Annotated in this window: 19 protein-coding genes; 10 read left to right on the top strand and 9 right to left on the bottom strand. The window is 63.4% G+C overall.

Annotated elements, in window-relative coordinates:
- Positions 1 to 44: 44 nt before the first annotated feature.
- Positions 45 to 3,095: an aminotransferase class III-fold pyridoxal phosphate-dependent enzyme gene (locus EXZ48_RS00275; protein WP_130513957.1), complete on the bottom strand. Its 3,051-nt coding sequence runs from the start codon at positions 3,093 to 3,095 to the stop codon at positions 45 to 47.
- A gap of 126 nt (positions 3,096 to 3,221) precedes the next feature.
- Between EXZ48_RS00275 and EXZ48_RS00280 the strand changes: the two genes are divergently transcribed.
- Together EXZ48_RS00280 and EXZ48_RS00285 are read left to right on the top strand one after the other, a co-directional pair.
- A complete protein-coding gene (locus tag EXZ48_RS00280) occupies positions 3,222 to 3,656 on the top strand; it encodes an Lrp/AsnC family transcriptional regulator (RefSeq protein WP_064331380.1) in 435 nt (144 codons plus the stop codon).
- 126 nt (positions 3,657 to 3,782) lie between these two features.
- Positions 3,783 to 4,406 (top strand): hypothetical protein, encoded by a 624-nt coding sequence (locus tag EXZ48_RS00285; RefSeq protein ID WP_130513958.1) that lies wholly within the window; start codon positions 3,783 to 3,785, stop codon positions 4,404 to 4,406.
- 87 nt (positions 4,407 to 4,493) lie between these two features.
- Here EXZ48_RS00285 and EXZ48_RS00290 read toward each other — a convergent pair whose 3' ends face one another.
- Positions 4,494 to 5,201: a GntR family transcriptional regulator gene (locus tag EXZ48_RS00290; protein ID WP_024271306.1), complete on the bottom strand. Its 708-nt coding sequence runs from the start codon at positions 5,199 to 5,201 to the stop codon at positions 4,494 to 4,496.
- A gap of 226 nt (positions 5,202 to 5,427) precedes the next feature.
- On the opposite strand from EXZ48_RS00290, the gene EXZ48_RS00295 reads away from it, so the two are divergent.
- The 6 genes from EXZ48_RS00295 (at position 5,428) to EXZ48_RS00320 (ending at position 10,780) form a co-directional block, all read left to right on the top strand.
- Complete coding sequence (locus EXZ48_RS00295; RefSeq protein WP_024271307.1) at positions 5,428 to 6,615, top strand: ABC transporter substrate-binding protein; 1,188 nt, start codon at positions 5,428 to 5,430, stop codon at positions 6,613 to 6,615.
- A gap of 96 nt (positions 6,616 to 6,711) precedes the next feature.
- Positions 6,712 to 7,581, top strand: a complete 870-nt coding sequence (locus tag EXZ48_RS00300) for a branched-chain amino acid ABC transporter permease (protein ID WP_024271308.1) — start codon at positions 6,712 to 6,714, stop codon at positions 7,579 to 7,581.
- 4 nt (positions 7,582 to 7,585) lie between these two features.
- A complete protein-coding gene (locus EXZ48_RS00305) occupies positions 7,586 to 8,557 on the top strand; it encodes a branched-chain amino acid ABC transporter permease (RefSeq protein WP_130513959.1) in 972 nt (323 codons plus the stop codon).
- Positions 8,554 to 9,336 (top strand): ABC transporter ATP-binding protein, encoded by a 783-nt coding sequence (locus tag EXZ48_RS00310; protein ID WP_130513960.1) that lies wholly within the window; start codon positions 8,554 to 8,556, stop codon positions 9,334 to 9,336. The genes EXZ48_RS00305 and EXZ48_RS00310 overlap by 4 nt, the downstream gene beginning before the upstream one ends.
- Before the next feature lie 3 nt (positions 9,337 to 9,339).
- On the top strand, positions 9,340 to 10,062 hold the full coding sequence (locus EXZ48_RS00315) for an ABC transporter ATP-binding protein (protein WP_130513961.1): 723 nt from the start codon (positions 9,340 to 9,342) through the stop codon (positions 10,060 to 10,062).
- A 1-nt stretch (position 10,063) separates the two neighbouring features.
- Positions 10,064 to 10,780 carry an aspartate/glutamate racemase family protein gene (locus tag EXZ48_RS00320; RefSeq protein WP_023516407.1) on the top strand — a complete coding sequence of 239 codons (717 nt, stop codon included), beginning with the start codon at positions 10,064 to 10,066 and terminating at the stop codon, positions 10,778 to 10,780.
- Between the two features lie 52 nt (positions 10,781 to 10,832).
- Here the strand turns inward: EXZ48_RS00320 and EXZ48_RS00325 are convergent, their stop codons facing one another.
- The 7 genes from EXZ48_RS00325 to EXZ48_RS00355 all read right to left on the bottom strand — a co-directional run bounded on the left by EXZ48_RS00325 (position 10,833) and on the right by EXZ48_RS00355 (position 17,961).
- Positions 10,833 to 11,291, bottom strand: coding sequence for an RpiB/LacA/LacB family sugar-phosphate isomerase (locus EXZ48_RS00325; RefSeq protein WP_130513962.1), 459 nt, complete (start codon positions 11,289 to 11,291; stop codon positions 10,833 to 10,835).
- Between the two features lie 14 nt (positions 11,292 to 11,305).
- Entirely contained in the window at positions 11,306 to 12,070 is a 765-nt protein-coding gene (locus EXZ48_RS00330) for a triose-phosphate isomerase (protein ID WP_050743647.1), read from the bottom strand.
- Complete coding sequence (locus EXZ48_RS00335; RefSeq protein ID WP_050743648.1) at positions 12,067 to 12,840, bottom strand: DeoR/GlpR family DNA-binding transcription regulator; 774 nt, start codon at positions 12,838 to 12,840, stop codon at positions 12,067 to 12,069. The genes EXZ48_RS00330 and EXZ48_RS00335 overlap by 4 nt, the downstream gene beginning before the upstream one ends.
- 81 nt (positions 12,841 to 12,921) lie before the next feature.
- Positions 12,922 to 13,866: a sugar-binding transcriptional regulator gene (locus EXZ48_RS00340; protein ID WP_130513963.1), complete on the bottom strand. Its 945-nt coding sequence runs from the start codon at positions 13,864 to 13,866 to the stop codon at positions 12,922 to 12,924.
- Positions 13,867 to 13,939: 73 nt separating this feature from the next.
- A complete protein-coding gene (locus EXZ48_RS00345; RefSeq protein WP_130513964.1) occupies positions 13,940 to 14,875 on the bottom strand; it encodes a sugar phosphate isomerase/epimerase in 936 nt (311 codons plus the stop codon).
- 8 nt (positions 14,876 to 14,883) lie between these two features.
- Entirely contained in the window at positions 14,884 to 16,395 is a 1,512-nt protein-coding gene (locus tag EXZ48_RS00350) for a glycerol-3-phosphate dehydrogenase (RefSeq protein ID WP_130513965.1), read from the bottom strand.
- 15 nt (positions 16,396 to 16,410) lie between these two features.
- Positions 16,411 to 17,961 (bottom strand): FGGY-family carbohydrate kinase, encoded by a 1,551-nt coding sequence (locus EXZ48_RS00355; protein WP_130513966.1) that lies wholly within the window; start codon positions 17,959 to 17,961, stop codon positions 16,411 to 16,413.
- Between the two features lie 771 nt (positions 17,962 to 18,732).
- Here EXZ48_RS00355 and EXZ48_RS00360 point away from each other — a divergent pair.
- Both EXZ48_RS00360 and EXZ48_RS00365 read left to right on the top strand, forming a co-directional pair.
- A complete protein-coding gene (locus EXZ48_RS00360) occupies positions 18,733 to 19,383 on the top strand; it encodes a DUF2291 family protein (RefSeq protein ID WP_050743653.1) in 651 nt (216 codons plus the stop codon).
- Entirely contained in the window at positions 19,380 to 20,921 is a 1,542-nt protein-coding gene (locus tag EXZ48_RS00365; RefSeq protein ID WP_130513967.1) for a sugar ABC transporter ATP-binding protein, read from the top strand. Before EXZ48_RS00360 ends, EXZ48_RS00365 begins: the two co-directional genes overlap by 4 nt.
- Positions 20,922 to 20,963: the final 42 nt, after the last annotated feature.

The raw sequence follows: 20,963 nt of genomic DNA on the forward strand, positions 1-20,963 counted from the left end.
GATCTTTCCCGGCGGCAAGTTGTTGCGTGGTGGTGGCGTTTGCCTTAGCCGAGCGTCTTGGCGACGTCGGCGAAGGTTTCCTCGAGCACGGCGATCAGGTGGTCGGCGTCCCGCTTCGAGAAGATCATCGGCGGGCGCATCTTCAGGACATTGTCATGCGGCCCTTCCGTTCCCATCAGAACGCCGCGGCGGCGGGCACCGTTGGAGACGGCACGGGCGAACTCGGTGGCGGGTGCCTTCGTCCTGCGGTCGGTGACGAGCTCGATGCCGAGGAAGAGGCCGAGGCCGCGCACGTCGCCGATCACGTCGTAGCGTGTCTGCATGGCGCGGAAGGCGTCCATCAGATAGTTGCCGATGGTCAGTGCATTGCCGCGCAGGTCCTGGCTTTCGATGACGTCGAGCACGGCAAGGCCGACGGCGCAGGAAACCGGGTTTCCGCCGAAGGTGTTGAAATATTCCATGCCGTTGTTGAAGCTGTCGGTCACCTCGCGGGTCGTCACCACGGCGGCCATGGGGTGGCCGTCGCCGATCGGCTTGCCCATGGTGACGATATCGGGCACGACACCCTGCGTCTCGAAGGCCCACCAATGGCTGCCGACGCGGCCGAAGCCGACCTGCACCTCGTCGGCGATGCACACGCCGCCAGCCTCGCGCACCAGCCGGTAGACCTCCTTCAGGTAGCCTTCCGGCAGGAAGACCTGGCCGGCGACGCTCGGAATGGATTCGGCGATGAAGAAGCCCGGACCTTCGCCCTTCGCCTGCATGCCGGCGATCAGTTCCGCGACGCTTTCGGCAAAGCGCTTGCCGTGCTCTTCGACCGACCAGTTGTCGGGCGCGCGATAGCTGTCGGGAACGGTCGCGACATGGACATGGGGCTTCGGTCCCTTGCCGCCCTTGCGGCGGAACTTGTAGGGGCTGATGTCGATAAGCTCCTGTGTCGTGCCGTGATAGGACCAGTCGAGCGTGATGGCATTCTCGCGGCCGGTATGCGCCCGCATCAGTCTCAGCGCCAGGCTGTTGGCCTCCGAGCCGCTGTTGACGAAGCCGGCGACCGTCAGCTCCTTCGGCAGCGTTGCCGTCAGACGCTCGGCATAGGCGACGATATTGTCATGCAGGTAGCGGGTGTTGGTGTTGAGCGTTTCCGCCTGCTTCGCCATCGCCTCCACCACGACCGGATGGGCATGGCCGATGTGGCAGACATTGTTGAAGCAGTCGAGATAGGCCCGGCCGCTGTCATCGATCAGGAAGACGCCTTCGCCGCGTACGAACTTGATCGGCTTGTCATAGGAGATGGACAGGTTCGGCAGCAGCAATTCGCGCCTGAGCTTGACGATCTCCTCATGCGAGCGGCCGTGGCGTTCGTAGAATTCCCCGGCGATGCCGGCAAAGGTGCTGGCATCGGGGAAAAGCTCTGCCCAAACGTCGAGATAGCGCGGTTCGCCGACGCCGAGGATTTCGGTGGCGGAGAGGTTGGTGTCGGCAGAGAGCTGGAGATGGAGATGCGGCGCCCAGCCGCCGTTTTCCGTCGGTGCGCCCATTTCGCCGACGAGCGCGCCTGCTTCTAGCCGCTCCCCTGCCTTGAGCCGCCCCAGGGCTTCATGTGCGAGGTGACCCCAGAGGCTGACGAAGGGCGGGCAGTCCTCCGGCTCGTGGCGAAGCGCGATCAGGCAGCCGTAACCGAGCGGGTCCTTCTCGATCTCAACGCTGACGACAGTCGCCGGCAGGGGCGTGTAGAGCTTCGTGCCGGAGGCCATGAAGAGGTCAAGGCCGAGATGGCGGGTGCGGCGCGTCTTTTCGATGAAGCGCGAGACGAACATATCGCCGGCATAGACGGTGCGCTCCTCGCCGAACGGGCCGATGCCGAGCTCGATGCCGTTCTCGCGGCAATGTGCTTCCCAGATCGCCTGCGCCTCGTCCGGCTGCTCGGCGGCGGACTTGACGGTCATCGGGTGGGCTGGGTCGCCGTAGGGGACAAGGGCTGCCGGATAGGTCGCGGCCGGGCGCTCCAGCAGGGGGGCGAGTGTCTTGCGGTTCTTCGCGATCCAGCCGGCGACGGTGCGGGCGCCCGGTGCGGTCTCGAAACCACAGGCCTTGCGCAGGATGGCGGTGGCGAAACGCGGGTTCATGCGGTCGAGCTTGCGCAGCAGCGTCCAGGCCGGACGCTCGCTGATCGCGAGATAGGGGTTGTCCTCCGCATGGCTGCGGCGGGAGGCGGAGATGGTCACCGAGGTGACGAGGCGGATGGCGATGAGGTCGTAGAGCAGATCGACCTCTTCTTCCTGCAGCGGATATTCGGCATGAAAACCGCTGACAATGGCGGCAGCCGCGCCGATCGGGTCGCCGTGGTCGAGGCCGGCATAGGCGGCTGCGATGGCAACTTCGGCGATGACGGGTGCATGCAGCGCATCGCCGAAATCGATCAGGCCGGAAATGCGGTCGGCATCGGCTGCGTCGACGAGCACATTCCAGTCGTTGGCGTCATTGTGGATCACCGCGGCGCGCAGCGTTGCAAGGCGCGGGGCGATGGCGGCGAAGCGCTTGAGGAAGCGCTCGATCAATGCCCGGTCCTCGGCGGCGGCGACATGCTGCAGGCGTGCGGCGGAGCGGCCGGCATGGCGGATGTCCCAGTCGAGATCGCGCAGGGCACCCGGATGCATGAAGCCCTTCAGCGCGGCATCGAAGCGGCCAAGCATCCGGCCGAGGGACTGAAGCGCGGCATCGCTGCGCTCCGTCTCGGCGAGTGGCCTGCCTTCGACCCAGCTCACCAGCCGGATACGATGCTGGACGCCGTGCGAGCTGGTGGTGGAGGCAAGGCTTCCGCCCGACAGTGTCGGACGGATATGGGGTACCGGCAGGTCGCCGGCATGGGTGCCGAGATGGGCGAGCAGCGCTGTCTGGAAGTCGCTCTCGATCTCCGGCTCCGCGGCGTTGATGATCTTCAGGATGAAGGTGCCTTCCGTCGTCTCCACCTTGAAGTTCTGGTCCCGTTCGCTGGCCAGCGGCGAAAGCGTGCCCGAGAGACCGTAGTGCTCTGCAAGCAGCGCTGCGGCGGCGTCGATGGAGAAATCCGGGGTCGTCTTCAGCATGTCGTTCATGGTTATCCTCGTTCCTGCCGAAAGAGTTGCATGGACGACGCGGCGGCGCATCCGGCATTATGCCGGTTGTGCCGGCACTCTGTTTATAATAACCGTCATCTTGTCGGCGCGAATTGGGAAGGGGCCATGCAGGATACGGACGCCATCGACCGCACGATCCTCAGCATTCTCTCCCGCGAGGCGCGCATTCCAATGAAGTCGCTGGCGGGGCGGATCGGCCTGTCGCGCAGCGCCACCACCGAGCGTGTCAGCCGGCTGGAAAAGGCCGGCATCATCCGCGGCTACCGGGCGGACATCGGCCAGCTCGATGACGGGCAGATCCAGGCCTTCCTGCTCGTCACCCTCAAGCGCACGCCCTCGATCGGCGTGCTCGATCGCCTTGCCGGTTTTTCCGCGGTGCGCAAGGTCTCCTCCGTCAGCGGCCAGCTTGATCTCGTGGTGGAGGTGGAGGTCGGCTCGATCAACGCGCTCAACGAGCTGCGAAACGAGGTCTCGACCATGGACAATGTCGAAGACCTGACGACCTCCATCGTGCTCAGGCGGGATATCGAGCGCAGCTGAGCCGAAAGAGCCTCTCTTGGCGGGTACCTGCGTGCCGCGGGAAGACGCGGGGGCAACGTGAATAGGCGGGGCGGCTGATGCGTTCCCTTTCGGGGAAGCAGCGTGCTCGTGGCGGGGGAGAGGCAGTTGAACATCAGGGTCGCTTTTCTGGTGGGGGTCCTTCTGGTTTCGACAGGGCAGGATGGCTGGGCCGACTGCCTTTCGGATTTCACCGGGATCAACCGGCACCGTCCGGATGCGGTGCGCTACGGGGTCGAAGTGGTGGCCGACGTGCTGGCATCGGATGGAGCGGTGGTGCGGCGCATGGCTTCGTCCTCGCTTTTCGACATGACGCAAGGCCTGCGCATGAAGACGTCGGGGCTCAATACCCAGGCAGATTTCATCATTATCGGCGAGGAGGGGTGGACCCTGGCGAAGGGGGCCTGGGTTCCGATGCCGGTGGAGCAGTTGCAGCAGTCGCTTGAGAGCGTGGTGGCCGATCGTTATGTTTACGATCAAAACGCAAGGGAAATCGAGTGCCCCGGCGAGGCGACCTTCGAGGGCAAGTCCTACCGTGGTTTCGTCTTCCGTCAGAAGATCGGCACGCTGGATACGCGTGTCACGGCCTATTTCGACCCTGCCAGCTACCGTCCGGTGGCGACCGTCTCGGATGCCGATGTCAACGGCTACCGGCTCGCCATAACGACGCGCTACCGGTTCGATCCGGCCATCCGCATCGAGCAGCCGGAGGAAAAGGCATCATCGCCCTGACGTTTCGTCTGTGTCCTCCCTGCGCATCGCCGGCAGGCACGGCCGAGGACTGGCGCGGGCCATGCTGCCTGCTGGAGATCCGGCGGATCACGCCTTACCGAACAGGGCCATGAGATCGACGCTGTCGGAGGTCTTTGCGCCCGCTTCCAGGTGCTCCTGGATGTGGCGCAGATGCAGGGTCATCATCCAGGCTGCCTTTTCCGCATCGCGCGTGTGGAAGGCGCCAACGATGGCGGCGTGGTCGTCGTCGCGACAATTGCTGACGCCGGGTGCCCCGAACAGGCCGATGATCAGCGAAGTACGGGTCACCAGTTCCTTCATCGTGCGGATGAGGATGGCATTGCCGGCGATCTGCGCCAGCAGCGTGTGAAACTGGCCGGACAGGCGAATCGCGTCGTGGCGGTGGCGCTCCTTGTGCGCCACATATTCCATTTCCAGATGGCGGGTCAGTGCGGCAATGTCCGCCTCGTTTGCGCGCTGGACGGCAAGACGGGCGATGTTCGGCTCCAGCGCGAGGCGGGCTTCGAAGACTTCGCGGGCCTGCTCGGGCGTCGGCGAGGCGACGAAGGCGCCGCGATTGGCATGCAGTTCCACGACTTCGCGGCTCGCCAGCAGGAGCAGGCTGCGGCGGATGCGCATGCGCCCGACGCCGAAAGCGTCGCACAGGGCCGATTCCGAAAGCTTCGTACCCGGCGGCAATCGCTGTTCGATGACCGCTTCGAAAATGCGATCGACGATATCGCTCTCGTCGATCTCTTCCGCCTCAACCAGGTTTTCCCTGCCTACATCAACCACCGAATTCACCCTGACACGCGCAGTCTGTTGCACAGCCCCTAAATAAGACCGATTTGGTTGACCAACAAGCGCCGATTTCGTTGACACGGAATAGTATCGCGTGTTCACAACCACTTGACAAGATCGTTAACAATGCGCTCAATGCTTCTGCCAAGGCCGATTGGGGCCGCCGCTTGCGACCCATGCGCCTATCAAAAACAGATCAATGGCCCAGAGGAAGAACATCATGCACAAGCGCACATTTCTGAAGATCTCCGCCCTTGCCGCCGCGACCATGCTGTCGATGCCGATGATGGCTTATGCCGAGAACGCCACGCTGAAGGTCGGTTTCGTCGGCGTCACCTCCGGCCCGGCCGCGTCCTGGGGTGTTTCGAACCAGCGCTCGATGGAAGCGCGGGCGGCCTGGCTGAACGAGCTTGGCGGCGTCAAGATCGGTGACAAGACCTACAATATCGAGATCGTGCCCTTCGACGACCAGAAGGACCCCAAGCGTGCCATTGCAGGCATGGAGAAGATGGCGCAGGACGGCGTGCACTATGTCGTCGGCCCGAACGTCGATGACGGTGCCGCCGCCGTGCGCCCGGTCGCCGAGCAGAACGGCATCATGTATTTCCCCTATGCCTTCCCGAAGGAACTCTTCACGGCGCCGGCATCGAACGCGATCCTTGGCATGGTGGCGAACTACCAGTCCGGTCCTGCCATCTACAAGTTCCTGAAGGAAACCAAGGGCGTGAAGAAGGTGGCCTTCGTTGCCGCCAACGAATCCGATCCGCTGAGCCAGCGGGAATCCGGTATTGCCGCCGCCGAGGCGCTCGGGCTTGAAGTCGTGTCGGGCAACGTGACCTATCAGGTGGACACCACCGATTTCACCCCGGTGCTGCTGCCCGTTATTCAGGCTTCGCCAGACCTGCTGGTGCTCTCCGGTGTTTCGCCGGCCAATGCCCCGCAGCTGATCCGCTCGGCACGCGAACTCGGCTATACCGGCCTCATCTCGACGGAAACCGGGCAGGATGCCAGCGTTCTGCAGGAAGGTGCGGGAGAACTCGCGGACGGCTTCATTTCCGTTGGTGGCGCGTCCACGCCGGAGCTTGCGAGCGACGCGATGCGGGAATTCGTCGAGCGCTATACGAAGATGTTCGGTGAGTATAATGATGAGTCGAACACCAAGGTCTATGCGCTCGAATACATCATCGAGACGCTCAAGGCGAACCCCGCTGCGATCGACAATGTCGATGAATTCAAGAAGACGATGGACACGTTCGAAGCCGCCAACCCCTTCATGAAGGGCGACGCCAAGCTGAAATATGTCGGCATGACGTCCTTTGGCCAGAAGCGGCAGATCTCCGTCCCGCTCGTCGTGAACGAGTACAAGGGCGGCAAGTTCGAGACGTTGTTCGTCGGTCAGGTCGACTGATCGGAGCCTAGGCATTGATAAGATGGGGGATCCGGACGGCGCGTCGTCCGGCCGGGTCCCTTTTTGCCTGAACCTTCTTTCCATTGGAGGCTCACGATGGAACAGATAATTGCCAACGGTCTCTACCTTGGTGCGCAATATGCGTTGATCGCCCTCGGGCTGACGCTGATCTTCTCGCTGATGAACGTGCTGAACTTCGCCCACGGGCAGATGTACGTCTTCGGCGGCTTCGTCACCTACACCGTCGTCGTTCAGCTCGGCCTGCCTTTCATTGTCGGCCTTTTCGCCTCGGCGATCGTACTGGCGGTCATGGGCGCGGCCATCGAGAAGTTCCTCTTCGCGCCGGTCGTGCGCCGCTCGAAGCGGGATGAATCGACCATGCTGCTTGCAGCGGGCGTCGCCTTCTTCCTCGATGCCGTCATCCTGCTGCTCTTCGGGGAAAAGCAGCGCGGCGTGCCGAAGATCGTCAACGGCGTGCTCAACCTCGATATGCGCATCATCATGCCCTACGACCGTATCCTGATCGGCGTGCTCGCCATCCTGCTCATCGTGGCCTTCATCGGCTTCATGAACTACTCCAAGACCGGCCGCGCCATGCGGGCGCTGGCGCAGGACAAGATGGCCGCCCAGCTGATGGGCGTGAACGTCTCGCGCTATTCGATGATCGGCTTTGCGCTCGGCGCCATGTTGGCTGGCCTCGTCGGGGGCCTCCTCGTCACCATCACCGGCGTCAATCTGGGCATGGGCGGCCCGACCTCGGTCAAGGCCTTCCTGATGATCATGATCGGTGGTGCGGGCGTGATTTCCGGGGCGATTGCCGGTGGTTTCATCCTCGGCATGATGGAGAGCGTCGGCCTCACCGTGCTCTCGGCCTATGGCGACATCACCTATCTCGTGATCTTCGCCTCGCTGATGGTGTTCCTGGCCATCCGCCCGCAGGGGCTGATGGGCAAGCCGTGGGGTTGAGATCATGAACACGAAAAAGCTTCTCGGCTTCGCCATCCTCCTTCTCGCTGTCTTCGTGCTCGTGCCGCTGTTCATCAGCGCCACCGGACGCGTGGATTTCTTCTACACGCTGACCTCGGTCGCGCTGCTCTCCGTCGGTGCTGCCGGCGTGTGGCTCACCTTCTACATCGGCCGCATCAATATCGGTCAGGGCGCCTACGCGCTGGTCGGCGGCTATGTTTCGGCGATCCTGGTCACCCAGGCCGGCGTCTCCTTCTGGCTGACGCTGCCGCTGGCGGGCCTGTTCTGCGCCGTCATCTCCGTGCTGATCGGCTTTCCGATCCTCAGGCTCCGCGGCGTCTACTTCGCCATGGTGACGCTCGTCCTGACCGAGGTCGCACGCCTTTCCGCGCTTGCCTTGCCCGTCACCAACGGCGCCAAGGGCATCACCTCGATCCCGCTGCCCGGCGAGCTCTCCATCTTCGGCCTGACGATCATCCCGGCCTTCGGCACGCTCTCCAACCCGCGCTTCGGTTTCTACCTCATGGCCGTGGTGCTGATGGTCATCACCTACCTGGTGCTGTGGCGCATCGTGAATTCGCGGCTTGGGCATCTCTGCCGCAGCCTCCAGCAGAACGAGGAGCTTTCGGCCTCGATCGGCGTCAACACCGCCTATCTCCGGGTGCTTGCCTATGCGATTTCCTCGTTCTTCGGCGGCATTGCGGGCGCCATGTTCGCCTCCATCGCCCAGTCGATCTATCCGTCCTCCTTCGTGGTCGCCGACAGCGTGAACTTCATGCTCTACTGCTTCCTCGGCGGCCTCGGTTATGTCTTTGGCCCGATGCTCGGCACGCTCCTGCTCTATTTCGGCTGGGACCTCCTGTCGATCGCCCGGGAATATCAGCTCCTCATCTATTCCGGCGTCATGATCCTGCTCATGCTTGTCCTGCCGAACGGGATTTTGAGCCTTCTCGACAAGAAGGAGGGACGCGCATGAGCACCATCCTGCAAATCCGCAACATCACCAAGCGCTACGGTGGTCTGACGGCTGTCAACGACGTCTCCTTCGACGTCAACAAGGGCGAAATCCTCTCGGTGATCGGCCCGAACGGCGCGGGGAAATCGACGCTGTTCAAGCTGATCTCCTCCTTCGTGCCGGCGACCAGCGGGGAGGTGCTGTTCAACGGCACGCGCATCTCCAGTCTCGCCCCGCACAAGGTTGCCCGCATGGGCGTGGTGCGCACCTTCCAGGAAACGACGATCTTCCGCTCCATGACGGTGCGCGAAAACATCATCGTCTCCCATCACCTGCGCTCCAAGGCGAGCCTCTTCGGCTTCTTCCTCGGCACGAAGCAGGCCAAGGACGACGAGGCGGCGTTTGCGGCCTCGGCGGACGACATCGTCGACTTCCTCGGCCTGCAGGCGATCCGCAACGAACTCGCCTCCAACCTGCCGCAGGGGCATCTGCGCGCCCTCGGCATGGCGATCGGCCTTGCCACCGATCCGAAGGTCATCCTGCTCGACGAACCCTTCGCCGGCATGAACCATGACGAGACGATGAAGATGGTCGGCCTCGTGCGGCGTCTGCGCGACGAGCGCGGCGTCACCGTGCTTCTCGTCGAGCACGACATGCCCGCTGTCATGAAGATCAGCGACCGCATCGTGTGCATCAACTTCGGCCAGAAGCTGGCCGAGGGCACCCCCCAGGAAATCCGCGAGAACGAGAAGGTCATCGAGGCCTATCTCGGCTCCGAAGATGCGGCGATCGGGATGTAAGCCATGACGAAGATATTGAGCGTTGAGAATATCCAACTCTACTACGACCACATCTATGCGCTGAAGGGCGTTTCCATCGATGTGGACGAAGGCGAAACCGTCGCGCTGATCGGCGCGAACGGGGCGGGCAAGTCCTCGATCCTCCGGGCGATCACGGGCCTGCGTCCCGTCAAGTCCGGCCAGATCTTCTACCATGGGGAGCGCCTTGACGGCACCTCCGCCGCCGATGTGGTGCGCAAGGGCATCTCCATGGTGCCCGAGGGACGGCGCGCCTTTCCGCTGATGTCGGTGAAGGACAACCTCCTGATGGGGGCGTTCACACGCACCGACAAGGCGGAGATCGAGCAGACGCTGGAAAACGTGCTGACGCGTTTCCCGCGCCTGCGCGAACGCTACCACCAGCAGGCCAACACCATGTCGGGCGGCGAGCAGCAGATGATGGTGATCGGCCGCGCGCTGATGGCCCGTCCGAAACTGTTGCTCCTCGACGAACCCTCGCTCGGCATCGCGCCGAAACTGGTGCAGGACATCGCCCGCGCCATCGTCGCCATCAGCCGCGACGAGAAGGTTTCGATCCTCCTCGTCGAGCAGAACAGCCGCATGGCGCTGTCCATCTCCAACCGCGCTTACGCGCTTTCCACCGGGTCGATCGCGCTGTCAGGCAATTCCAAGGATCTGATGAACGACGACCGCATCAAGGCTGCCTACCTCGGAGGCGAACTCTAAAATGAAAATCCTCGTCATCAACCCCAACACGACAGCATCGATGACGGACCATATCGGCAAGGCGGCGCTTGGCGCCGCCTCTGCCGGGACCGAGATCGTCGCGGTCAATCCGGCGAATGGTCCGGTTTCCATCGAAGGCTATTTCGACGAGGCGATGAGCCTCGCCGGTCTGCTCGGCGTCATCAAGGACAATCCGGATTGCGACGCTGTCGTCATCGCCTGTTTCGACGACACGGGGCTCGATGCTGCGCGCTGCCTGACAGACAAACCCGTCATCGGCATCGGCGAGGCGGCCTATCATTTTGCCTCGATGATCTCGAACAAGTTCTCCGTCGTCACGACGCTGGCCCGTTCCGTGCCGGCACTGGAGCACAATCTTGCGCGCTACGGCCTTGCGGCGCGTTGCGCGCGGGTGCGCTCCTCGGAAGTTGCAGTGCTGGAACTGGAGCAGCCCGGTTCCAATGCGCGCCAGAAGATCAGCGCGGAGATCGGGATCGCCGTCGCCGAGGATCGGGCGGAGGCGATCGTGCTCGGCTGCGCCGGCATGGCCGGCCTTGCCAATGATCTCGCACAGGAACACGGCCTGCCCGTGCTCGATGGCGTGACCTGTGCCGTGAAACTCGCCGAGGCCATGGGCGCCCTCAACATGCGCACCTCGCGCCTTGGCGGCTATGCCCCGCCGCCGGCCAGCAAGCTCGCGACGGCATTCGGTTCGTAAGCTCTACGAAAAGCGGAATGCGGGAGATCGCATTCCGCTTTCGCGACCGGGTTTATTTGCCCGCGTTGTATTTGGCGTCGACGTCGTTGATCGCCTGAACGTTACCGGCCGAGCGGCCGTTTTCGTCAAAGGTCTGGGCGAGGAAGGCGTCGGCGATGGCCTTTGCCAGTGCCGAGCCGATGACGCGCGCGCCCATCGTGATGATCTGCGCGTTGTTGGACAGTGCGGCGCGTTCGGCCGAATAGGTGTCGTGCGTCAGCGCGGCGCGAATGCCCGGCACCTTGTTGGCGGAGATGCACACACCGATACCGGTGCCGCAAACAAGGATCGCGCGATCGTATTCGCCGGCGATGACGGCGGAGCCGACCCTGTCGGAAAGATTGGCGTAGAAGGCGTCCGGGCCGGCATCGGTGCGCGATACTTCGTGCACCTCATGGCGGTCCTTCAGATGATCGGCGAGAACCTTTGCGAGGCCTTCGCCCGCGCTGTCACCGGCAATGGCGAGTTTCATGGGAGATCTCCTTTTCAGATCTTGGCGGCGCAGCGCGCCAGAATGTCGAGATAGCCTTCAACCTTCCAGGCTGAGCGGCCGATGAAGAGCCCGTCGATATCGGGGCAGGCGATCAGTTCCTCGCAGTTCTGCGGATTGACCGAACCGCCATAGAGGCAGGGAATGCGCCGACCGAGCATGTTTTCCGCAACTTCGGCGATCTCGGCATGGCGTGCATTGGCGTAGTCGGCGGTGGCCGGGATGCCCTTTTCGCCGATCGCCCAGACGGGCTCGTAGGCGAGCAGGATTGTTGCCTGCTTCTGCGTAGCGTCGAGCCGCGAGAGCGCGCCGCGCACCTGCTGGGCGAGCACTTCGGTCGCATGGCCGCCCTCGCGATCGGCGAGTGTTTCGCCGATGCAGATCAGCGGCACGAGGCCATGGCGCACCGCCGCCTCGGTCTTGAGGCCGACCGTCTCGTCGGTCTCGCCGAAATGCTCGCGGCGCTCGGAATGGCCGAGTTCGACGAGGTCGAGATTGCAGTCCCTCAGCATGACGGGCGAGATTTCGCCGGTCCAGGCGCCGTCGTTCGCCCAGTGCATGTTCTGTGCGCCGACCTTCACGGAGGTGTCGGCAAGCAGTGATTTGACCTCGCGCACGGCAGTGAAGGGCGGGATGACGAAGCGCTGGATGCGGGCATCGCGGTTGCCGTCAGCCGCCTTGAGGCCTTCGGCAAAGAGCTTTGCCTCGGCCAGCGTCTTGTTCATCTTCCAACTCGTGCCGACCCAGAATTTCCGGCTCATGGCGTTTTCTCCTGTGTGATCCTGACCGTCGTTTTTCCGCCGATGAGTTCCGCGGTTGTGTCGTGTGGCAGGGGTTTGTCTGAAACGACCGTGTCGAATTCGGAAAGATCGGCGAGCACATGCAACGCCGTATGGCCGAAGCGGCGGCTGTTGATCATCAGGCACTTCTGGCGGCTCGCGGCCATCATCGCCCGCTTGGTGCGCACCACCGCCTCGTCCATGTGATAGGCAAGGCGCCCCGACGCCGCCGGCGCGGAGATGAAGGCGATGTCGGCCCTGAGGCGCGATAGTGCCTCCTCTGTCACGATGCCGGAATAGGCGTTGAATTTTGCGGAATAGACGCCGCCGAGACCGATCAACGTCACGCCGGACAGGCCCTTGGCACGCTCCAGGATAGCGGCGTTGTTGGTGATGAGGGTGATCGGCTTCTTCTCGCACAACACGTCGCCGAGCACGGAGGCCATGGAGCCGTCGTTGATCATGACGGTCATGCCGGGCTCGACCAGTTCGGCGGCTGTTTCGGCGAGTTCCCGCTTGACGTCGGCCTCCTGCAATTCACGGAACCGGAAATCGCTTTCGAACTGGGTGCCCGCGTCGATCGTTGCGCCGCCGCGCACTTTTCGAAGCACGCCGGCCTTCTCGAGATCGTCGAGGTCGCGGTGGATGGTCATCTTGGAGACGCCGAAGCGCGCCGCGATGTCGTCGAGCTCGACGGCCCGACTTTCGACCAGCAGATTGATGATTTCCTGCCTGCGCTCTTCCCGTTTCAAGGCGTCCTCCGTCGCATGGCGCGGCTTATAACATCGTTTCTTCCAGATTATAACATTAAAAATGTGATTTTGAGATTTTTCTTATGTTGAGTTTTGCAGGAGCTGCCGGGCCGTCCGCTCGTCCGTGATGAGCCCATACAGCTTGTGGCTGTAGAGCACGGCGCGGATGGCCTCGGTTTTGACAGGACCGCCGGCGATGGCGACGATCCGGTCGCCGCCCGCCTCGGAGAAGGAAGCGGCCAGCGTGCGCGCTGTCACGGCTGTCTCAAGGATGCGGCCCCTGGCGTCGAAGAAATGGCCTAAAAGTTCGCCGACGCCGCCGAGCGCCGCGATCTCCTCCAGCTCATCCGGCTGCAACATGCCGGATTTGACGAGATGGGCCTGGTTGTCGACCGTTCCGATGCCGACGATTTTCAGATCGGCGCTGCGAGCGAGGTTGAACACCTCGCTGACGCCGCGCTGGGAGAGCAGCACCTCGCGGTCCTCTTCCGTGTTGGCGAAGAAGGGCACGGGCATTACATAGGCCTGCGTGCCGGTTTTTTCCGCGAGGCGATGCATCACGTCATAGGGATTGGCGGCGTAGTTGCGGGTGAGGCCGCCGAGCAGCGAGACGAAGCGGGTGCCGCTCGCGCCGATCCGCGGCAGATGACGGACGGCGGCAGAGAGCGTGCGGCCATGGCCAAGGCCGATGACGGCGGCTTCGCCTCGTTCGATCTCGCGGCGTAGGAAGTTCGCGCCGGCATGGCCGAGCGTCGTCAGCGCCAGCGGATCGTCGTCGATGTCGGGCGACACTTCGCAGTAATCGAGCCCGTAGCGGGTCGAAAGCTCCATCTCCAGATTGGCACATTCGGCGATGTCACCATCGATGCTGACCTTCACTACGCCCTCGGCGACCGCGCGCGCGATCAGCCGATGCGCCTTGACCGAGGGGATGCCCAGCCGTTTGGCGACGGCGGACTGGGTGAAGCCGCCGACATAGTGCAGCCAGGCGGCGCGGACGGCGAGGGAATCTTCATTGTCGGTCATCAGCGATGTCCTGTCGTGCCTTGCAACCGGAAGCGGTCTTCAGGCCCAGTCTTAGCAAGCACGTACAAAATGGTCAGCCCAGCTTGAGGTCCGACGCACCGGTATCGATGTGCGGCGCCCAGAAGGCGATGCTTTCGGCGATCTGCGGAACGACCTCGCGGTCGTTCGGTTCGCGCTCCTTGAAGGAGAGTTCGAGGCAGATTTCGTTATCGACTGCTCCGCCCTCGGCGAAGGCTTGCAGCAGGGGCTCCGGCTGGATGCGTCCCCGGGCGTTGAATTCGGCGGTGAAGGGCCTGTGACCACCCTTGTCCATCAGGCTCTGCTTGATGTGGATGATCGGCGACACTTTCGGTACCGCGCGTGCCCAGGCGTAGGGATTGAAGTCGTCGGGGTTTTCCGAGGTGACGTCGCCGTGGTCGATGTCGGCCATCATCCACATGGGGATCGCCATGTTCGCGGCGGTCAGCCGGTCCTGCAGCGACAGGCAGGCGTCGATCGTCTCGCCGAATTCGCGGCCGATACTCATCGGCTCCCAGAAGACATAGGAAAGACCGGCGCGTTTCGCATGCTCCGCAACTTCGGTCCAACAGTTGATGGCGATCCGGATCAGCTCTTCGCGGCGGGCGGGGTCGTCAAAATCCTTGTAGGTGAAAATGGCGAACTGGGTGCCGACGGAGGTTCCTCCGAGATCGCCGATGATATCGGCGAAGGTCTTGAACCAGTCGACATAGTAGCGGCGCACATCCGCATCCGGATGGCCGAAATGGTTGAGGCGGCCATAGGGTCCGGTCATGCCCGAGGTGACGCGCACGCCGGTGCGCTCCAGCGCCCGGTCCATCTGCCGCGTCAGCCGGCGGATGGTCGCGGCGTTCCAGCTCGGATTGATGAATTCATGGGTCAATTGGAGGTCGCGCAGCTTGAGATCGCGCGCGACGGTGTCGATCAGGTCGTCGGGATCGGCGAAACGGTTGACCAGCGGATTGGTGTTGAGCGAGAGCGTCAGCGGCATAACAATCCTCAGGCCGCGGCGAGGCGAGCGGCGTTGAACCAGTCGGCGAAGGCCGCGCGTTCGGCTTCCGTCAGATGCAGGTAGTGTTTGGTGCGGCGGTAGAGGATGTCCTCTGGCGTCTCCGCCCATTCGCTGGCGACGAGATAGCGCGCCTCTGCCTCATAAAATTGCCCGCCGAAATGCCGGCCGAGACCGTCGAGGCCGCTCGCGCCGGCGACGACGGCTTTCGTGCGCGTGCCATAGAGGCGGCCGTAGTGGTGCACCAGCTTGCGCGGCATCCAGGGATAGGTGTCGCGCAGGCTGTTGGCGAAGGTTTCGTAGTCGGCGTTCGGCATGTCGCCGCCGGGAAGAGGCGCCTTTTCGGTCCAGTCGCCTCCCATGTTCGGGAAAACATGCTTGAGCCGCTGCAGGCCGCGTTCGGCAAGCTCGCGGAAGGTGGTGATCTTGCCGCCGAAGACATTGAGCAGCGGTGCGCCGCCGGTTTCGTCGAGGTCGAAGACGTAGTCACGCGTGACGGCAGACGGGTTGCCTTTGCCGTCGTCGAAGAGCGGGCGCACGCCGGAGAAGGAATGCAGCACATCCTGCCGGCGCAGCTTCTCCTTGAAGTAGCGGTTCACCGCCTTCAGCAGGTAGTCGATCTCACCCTCGTCGGCAGAGACATCCTCGGCGCGGCCTTCATAGGCGATGTCGGTGGTGCCGATCAGCGCCTTGTCGCCCTCGTAGGGGTTGATGAAGATGACGCGCTTGTCGTGGTTCTGCACGAGATAGGCATTGGATCCCGCCCAGAATTTGGGCACGATGATGTGGCTGCCCTTGACGAGGCGCACATTGCGCGTCGAGTTGGAGCCGGCAACGCGGTTGATGACGTCGGAAACCCAGGGGCCAGCGCAGTTGATGAGGCACTTGGCGCGGAAGCTGCGGTTTTCGCCGGTCAGGCTATTCTTCGTCGTGACGGTCCAGGCGCCATTTTCGCGGCGGGCCGAGACGGCGGGCGAGCGGGTCAAGACAACCGCTCCCTTTTCGGCGGCGCCGATGGCGTTGAGGGTGACGAGGCGGGCGTCGTCCACCCAGCAGTCGGAATATTCGAAGCCGCGGGTGTACTGGTCGAGGATCGGCGTGCCCTCGGGATCGCGTGCGAGGTCGAGCGTGCGTGTTCCCGGCAGTTTCTTGCGGCCGCCGAGATGATCATAGAGGAAGAGGCCGAGGCGGACGAGCCAGGCGGGGCGATCCTGCGGGCTGTGCGGCAGCACGAAGCGCATCGGCCAGATGATGTGCGGCGCGGCGTTGAGCAGCACCTCACGCTCGATCAGCGCCTCGCGCACCAGGCGGAACTCGTAATATTCGAGATAGCGCAGGCCACCGTGTACCAGCTTTCCCGAGCGGGAAGAGGTGCCTTCCGCCAGGTCGTCCTTTTCGCAGAGCACGACCTTCAAGCCTCGGCCGGCCGCATCGCGCGCGATGCCCGCGCCGTTGATGCCGCCGCCGATCACGAAGAGGTCAATAAGCTCAGGCTCGTTCATCTCAATCTCCTTGCTTCAGCGCGCCGCCAGAATGTCCCAGGCGGGCGCGATGCCTCGACGCGCGTCCGAATAGGCGGCGAAGAGGCGCGTCATGCGTTCGGTGTCTTCAGGCTTCGGGGGCTCGGCCGCGCCGAGCTCAGGCGTCACCCAATCGGCGATGCAGTCGTCCATCGTGCGATACGCGCCGATGGCAACGGCCGCCATCATCGATGCGCCCGCGGCGCCCGCCTCCTCGCGCGTCGAGACGCGCACCGGCGCGCCCAGCGCTGCGCCGAGCGTGCCGCGCAGCGAGGCCGACCGGGCGGCGCCACCGGAAACGCGAAGCTCCGAGGGAAGCGTGCCCATGGCGGCATAACAATCGCGCGTCGCCATGCCGAGGCCTTCGACGACGGCGCGCACGAGGTCGGGATAGCGGTGGCGGCTGGAAAGCCCGGTGAAATTCGCGCGGGCACGGGCGTTGACGAAGGGGCCACGCTCGCCCGCCTCGGAAATATAGGGATGGTAAAGGATATTGCCGGGTTTGCTTGCCGCGAACCATTGGTCGACGCGGCCGATCATCTCGTTGAGGCTGGCGGTGACGCCGAATTCGCCCAGGAGATCGGCACCAAGCTGGAGCAGCCAGTCGAGGTTGATCGTCGCGCCCATATTGGTCTGGACCTGGGTGACGACGCCGGGGATCGGCAGGGCGATGACATAGCCGGTGCGCTGGGCGTTGAGCACGACCTCGGAAACCGGTTTTGCCAGCAGGTGCACACCCGTGGAGCCGATGGCGGAGCAGGCGGCGTTGCGGCCCTCGCTGCGCACGCCCGCGCCAAGCGCCGTCATGCACATGTCGACATAACCGAGGCAGACGGGTGTTCCAGGTTTCAGGCCGGCTGCCGCGGCAGCTTCCGCCGTCAAAGGGTGAACGGTTTCCGTGCCCTCGATCACCTCCGGCAGCAGTTTGCGACGATGGGTAAGGCCGAGGGCGGCGAGCACGTCGCCGTCATAGGCGCGGGTGCGGAAATTGCCGAAGGTGAAGCTCACTTCCGACGGGTCGGTGGCGCGCACGCCGGTCAGGTTCAGGTAGAGCCAGTCCTTGCAGTGCATCGCCGTTTCGGCGCCGGCCAGCAGGTCCGGAAAATACCGGTCCATATGGGCGAGTTGCGCGCCCTGCTGGCAGGTGTTGAGGCCGGTGCCGGTCGCCGCAAAACGCGCATGGTCGGCATCAGAGGCGGCAAGGCGCTCGACGGTCGGCGCGGCGCGGGCGTCGAGCCACAGCCAGGCGTCGCTGGCCGGGCGGTTTCCGGCGCCGACGAGCCAGGTGCCGTCACCCTGGCCGGTCACGGCGATGGCAGCGGTGCGGCCGGCGAGGTTTTCGACCTTCTCCGCAAGGCCACGCAGTGCGCGGGTGCAGTCAAGCCAGGTCTGGTCGAGTGATTGGGTCACGGCGCCGTTATCGGCGGTCGTGTAGGTGTTACGCACGGAGGCGCTGGCGATCTGGCGTCCGGAGAGCGTGAAGGCGACGGCCTTCATGACGGATGTGCCGGCATCGACGCCGATGATCAGATCCGCCGCGTCAGCCATGGGAAAGGCCCGCAGCGCCCGCGGTTGCCCGCGTCGTCTCACCTGATCCGATTGAGAGCATTCGATCCTCCCGACAGTCTCTCTGGAAATGTGTGTGGGTTCCCAAATCGAATTCTTTCGACTTGCCTCAAGAACCTACCACGGGCCGCCCGAATTTCACACAGGAACATAACACAAAGTTATCATGTGTCTCGTAAAATTTTTCGAACAACGAATTTTTTTTCAGTTATGATGGGTAGCTATCGGGGAATTCGTTGCGGCTCGCTTTTTATGGGGCGGCGCTGTCGCGTAGCGTGCTTTTGTTGCCCGAAGGCTGTCGATCGGGCTTCCTTGCTATTCGATAAGTTCCATTTTTCTCGTTTAATATCAACATTTTAGTTTATTTTCCGATATGCACTGGCGGTGACGGTGATCTGCGATCGTGTGGGTCAGAAGGACGCGTCGATGCCCATTCCTTTGCCGCCGAACTATCGCTCAGGACCAGGGCTGTACACGATGTTGTTAAAAAACGCCGATTGACAGCCTGTGTTAATTTAACATATATACTGCGACATATAACACGCATATATCGCAAGTGCGAAATTGTGTGCACTGCAGCGCAAGGCAGGTGAGGAGGCCGGGCCGGCGCCGTTCATGGGGAGGACATCGTGACATGTTCTGTTCGAAAGAATTCGACCTGCGGCCGCAACGCTTTGGGCTTGTCCCTTTTGCCGTCGCCCTATCGACGTGTCCGCCCGGAAAATCCCTCGTTCAACTGCAAGGCCAACCGACATGACTGACGCTGCGCTCGCAAAATCGCCCCAGCCTGCGAAAAGCTATCGCTGGATCGGTGTCGCCGCCGCCGTCGTGCTGCTCGGCGCCATGGTCTTCGACACGACGATCGTGCGCATCGGCTCGGAGGCCGACGTGCAGGTCCAGAAGTTTTCGCCGGAAGCGTATGGCGCGGAACAGTTCCCGCTGATCAAGCAGAGCGTCGAGACGCGGGCTGTCGACGCCGTCGAGCTGTCGCAGGCGGTCGCCGCGGACAAGAAGGCGGCGGGTGAGAAATACGGCGTCGCCACCTCCGTCGGTCCGGTCATTCCGGTGAAATTCACCGGCGTCGTCGGCGAGCGCAAGGCGAACTACAACGTCGTCGCGGTCGAGGGGCTGCCCGCCGAGCTGACCGTGCGTGTGCAGACCGGCCCGGCGCTCAACGGCACGGATCTGCGCGATGCCACCGGCCAGATCGAATTCGGCCAGTTCAAGAACCAGATCGAATACCAGGATGCCGGTTCGGCCATCAACAACGAGGTCAAGAAGGTCGTGCTGTCGGGCATCGATCCGGCGGCGCTCAGCGGCAAGACGGTCTCGGTGATCGGCGTCATCAAGCTCGTCAACCCGAAGAGCTGGATCGTCACCCCGGTGAGGCTCGACGTCCAATGAGCGCGCTTGCGGAAACCGGCCGGAAGGGTGAAGTCGTGCTTGCCGCGCGCAACGTGGCGAAATCCTACGGTAGTGTGCATGCCCTCAAGGGCGTCAACTTCGACATCCATCGCGGCCAGGTGACGACGCTGTTCGGCGAAAACGGCGCCGGCAAGTCGACGCTGATGAAAATCCTCTCCGGCGTGGTGCAGCCCACATCGGGTGAAATCATTCTCGATGGAGAACCTATCGTTTTCGCGTCATCCTCCCAAGCACGTGACCGCGGTATCTCCATCATCCATCAGGAGCTCAGCCTCGCGCCGAACATGAACGTTCGCGACAACATCTTCATGGGTCGCGAAATCATGACGGCGACGGGTGTCGACTTCGCCGAAGAAGAGCGCCAGACGCGGCTCCTGATGGAAGAACTCGAAGAGGATATCGATCCTCTGACCCCGGTCGAGGACCTGCGTCTCGGCCAGCAGCAGATCGTCGAGATCGCACGCGCACTTTCGGTCAATTCACGCATCCTGATCATGGACGAGCCGACCTCGGCGCTCTCGGCCTCGGAAGTCGACGTCCTGTTCAAGGTCATCCGCGACCTGATGAACCGCGGCGTCTCGATCGTCTACATCTCGCACCATCTCGAAGAGGCGCTGCAGATCACCAACCATGCGGTGGTGCTGCGCGACGGGGCGATGACCGCCTATGCCGAGCGCAAGGACATCGATCTCGAATGGATCGTGCGGCATATGGTCGGCGACAATTTCGACCTCGGCTCGCCGCCGTCAGGCTACGACAAGGGCGACGTCGCGCTCTCCATCGAGGGGCTGACCGTGCCGGATCCGGGCGGCGCGGGCTATTCCGTCGTTGACGGCATGTCGCTTGCCGTGCGTGCGGGGGAGATCGTCTGCATCTACGGCCTGATGGGTGCCGGGCGCACCGAGCTGCTCGAAACCGTTGCCGGCCGCCTGAAGGCGACGGCCGGCAAGGTCAAGCTGAAGGGCCGGGACGTCACCGGCCAGTCGATTGCCGCCTGCATTCGCGACGGCCTCGTGCTCGTGCCGGAGGACCGGCAGCGCGACGGCCTGGTGCAGACCATGACGGTCGGCCGCAACCTGTCGCTCGCCAGCCTCGGCGCGTTCACGCGCGGCCTCTTCACCTCGACCGCGCGCGAGGCCGGCCTTATCGGCGAGGCGATCCGCAAGGTGCATATCAAGACCGATGGCGGTGATGCTACGATCGGCTCGCTCTCCGGCGGCAACCAGCAGAAGGTGGTGATCGGCAAGATGCTGGCGACCGATCCGGAGGTGATCCTGCTCGACGAGCCGAGCCGCGGCATCGACATCGGCGCAAAGGCCGAGGTGTTCAAGCTGCTCGCCGAGCGTGCGAAGCAGGGCCTTGCCGTTGTCTACACCACGTCGGAGGTCGGCGAATGCCTCAGCATCGCCCACCGCATCATCGTCATGCGGCGCGGCCGCATTTCGGCGGAATTCGGTCCTGACGTGACCAAGGAACAGATTATGGCCGCCTCGGGCGAAGCCGTGCACGCCCACTAGAACGAACCCAGCCGGGTTCATTCTAGATACTTGTTTTACCGC

This window comes from Shinella sp. JR1-6 (genome assembly GCF_004284735.1).
GTDB lineage: Bacteria > Pseudomonadota > Alphaproteobacteria > Rhizobiales > Rhizobiaceae > Shinella.

Bases quoted from the DNA above. Each gene is read 5' to 3' on its own strand.
- EXZ48_RS00275 (WP_130513957.1), bottom strand. From the start codon at position 3,095: ATGAACGACATGCTGAAGACGACCCCGGATTTCTCCATCGACGCCGCC.
- EXZ48_RS00280 (WP_064331380.1), top strand. From the start codon at position 3,222: ATGCAGGATACGGACGCCATCGACCGCACGATCCTCAGCATTCTCTCC.
- EXZ48_RS00295 (WP_024271307.1), top strand. From the start codon at position 5,428: ATGCACAAGCGCACATTTCTGAAGATCTCCGCCCTTGCCGCCGCGACC.
- EXZ48_RS00300 (WP_024271308.1), top strand. From the start codon at position 6,712: ATGGAACAGATAATTGCCAACGGTCTCTACCTTGGTGCGCAATATGCG.
- EXZ48_RS00305 (WP_130513959.1), top strand. From the start codon at position 7,586: ATGAACACGAAAAAGCTTCTCGGCTTCGCCATCCTCCTTCTCGCTGTC.
- EXZ48_RS00310 (WP_130513960.1), top strand. From the start codon at position 8,554: ATGAGCACCATCCTGCAAATCCGCAACATCACCAAGCGCTACGGTGGT.
- EXZ48_RS00315 (WP_130513961.1), top strand. From the start codon at position 9,340: ATGACGAAGATATTGAGCGTTGAGAATATCCAACTCTACTACGACCAC.
- EXZ48_RS00320 (WP_023516407.1), top strand. From the start codon at position 10,064: ATGAAAATCCTCGTCATCAACCCCAACACGACAGCATCGATGACGGAC.
- EXZ48_RS00325 (WP_130513962.1), bottom strand. From the start codon at position 11,291: ATGAAACTCGCCATTGCCGGTGACAGCGCGGGCGAAGGCCTCGCAAAG.
- EXZ48_RS00330 (WP_050743647.1), bottom strand. From the start codon at position 12,070: ATGAGCCGGAAATTCTGGGTCGGCACGAGTTGGAAGATGAACAAGACG.
- EXZ48_RS00340 (WP_130513963.1), bottom strand. From the start codon at position 13,866: ATGACCGACAATGAAGATTCCCTCGCCGTCCGCGCCGCCTGGCTGCAC.
- EXZ48_RS00345 (WP_130513964.1), bottom strand. From the start codon at position 14,875: ATGCCGCTGACGCTCTCGCTCAACACCAATCCGCTGGTCAACCGTTTC.
- EXZ48_RS00350 (WP_130513965.1), bottom strand. From the start codon at position 16,395: ATGAACGAGCCTGAGCTTATTGACCTCTTCGTGATCGGCGGCGGCATC.
- EXZ48_RS00355 (WP_130513966.1), bottom strand. From the start codon at position 17,961: ATGGCTGACGCGGCGGATCTGATCATCGGCGTCGATGCCGGCACATCC.
- EXZ48_RS00360 (WP_050743653.1), top strand. From the start codon at position 18,733: ATGACTGACGCTGCGCTCGCAAAATCGCCCCAGCCTGCGAAAAGCTAT.
- EXZ48_RS00365 (WP_130513967.1), top strand. From the start codon at position 19,380: ATGAGCGCGCTTGCGGAAACCGGCCGGAAGGGTGAAGTCGTGCTTGCC.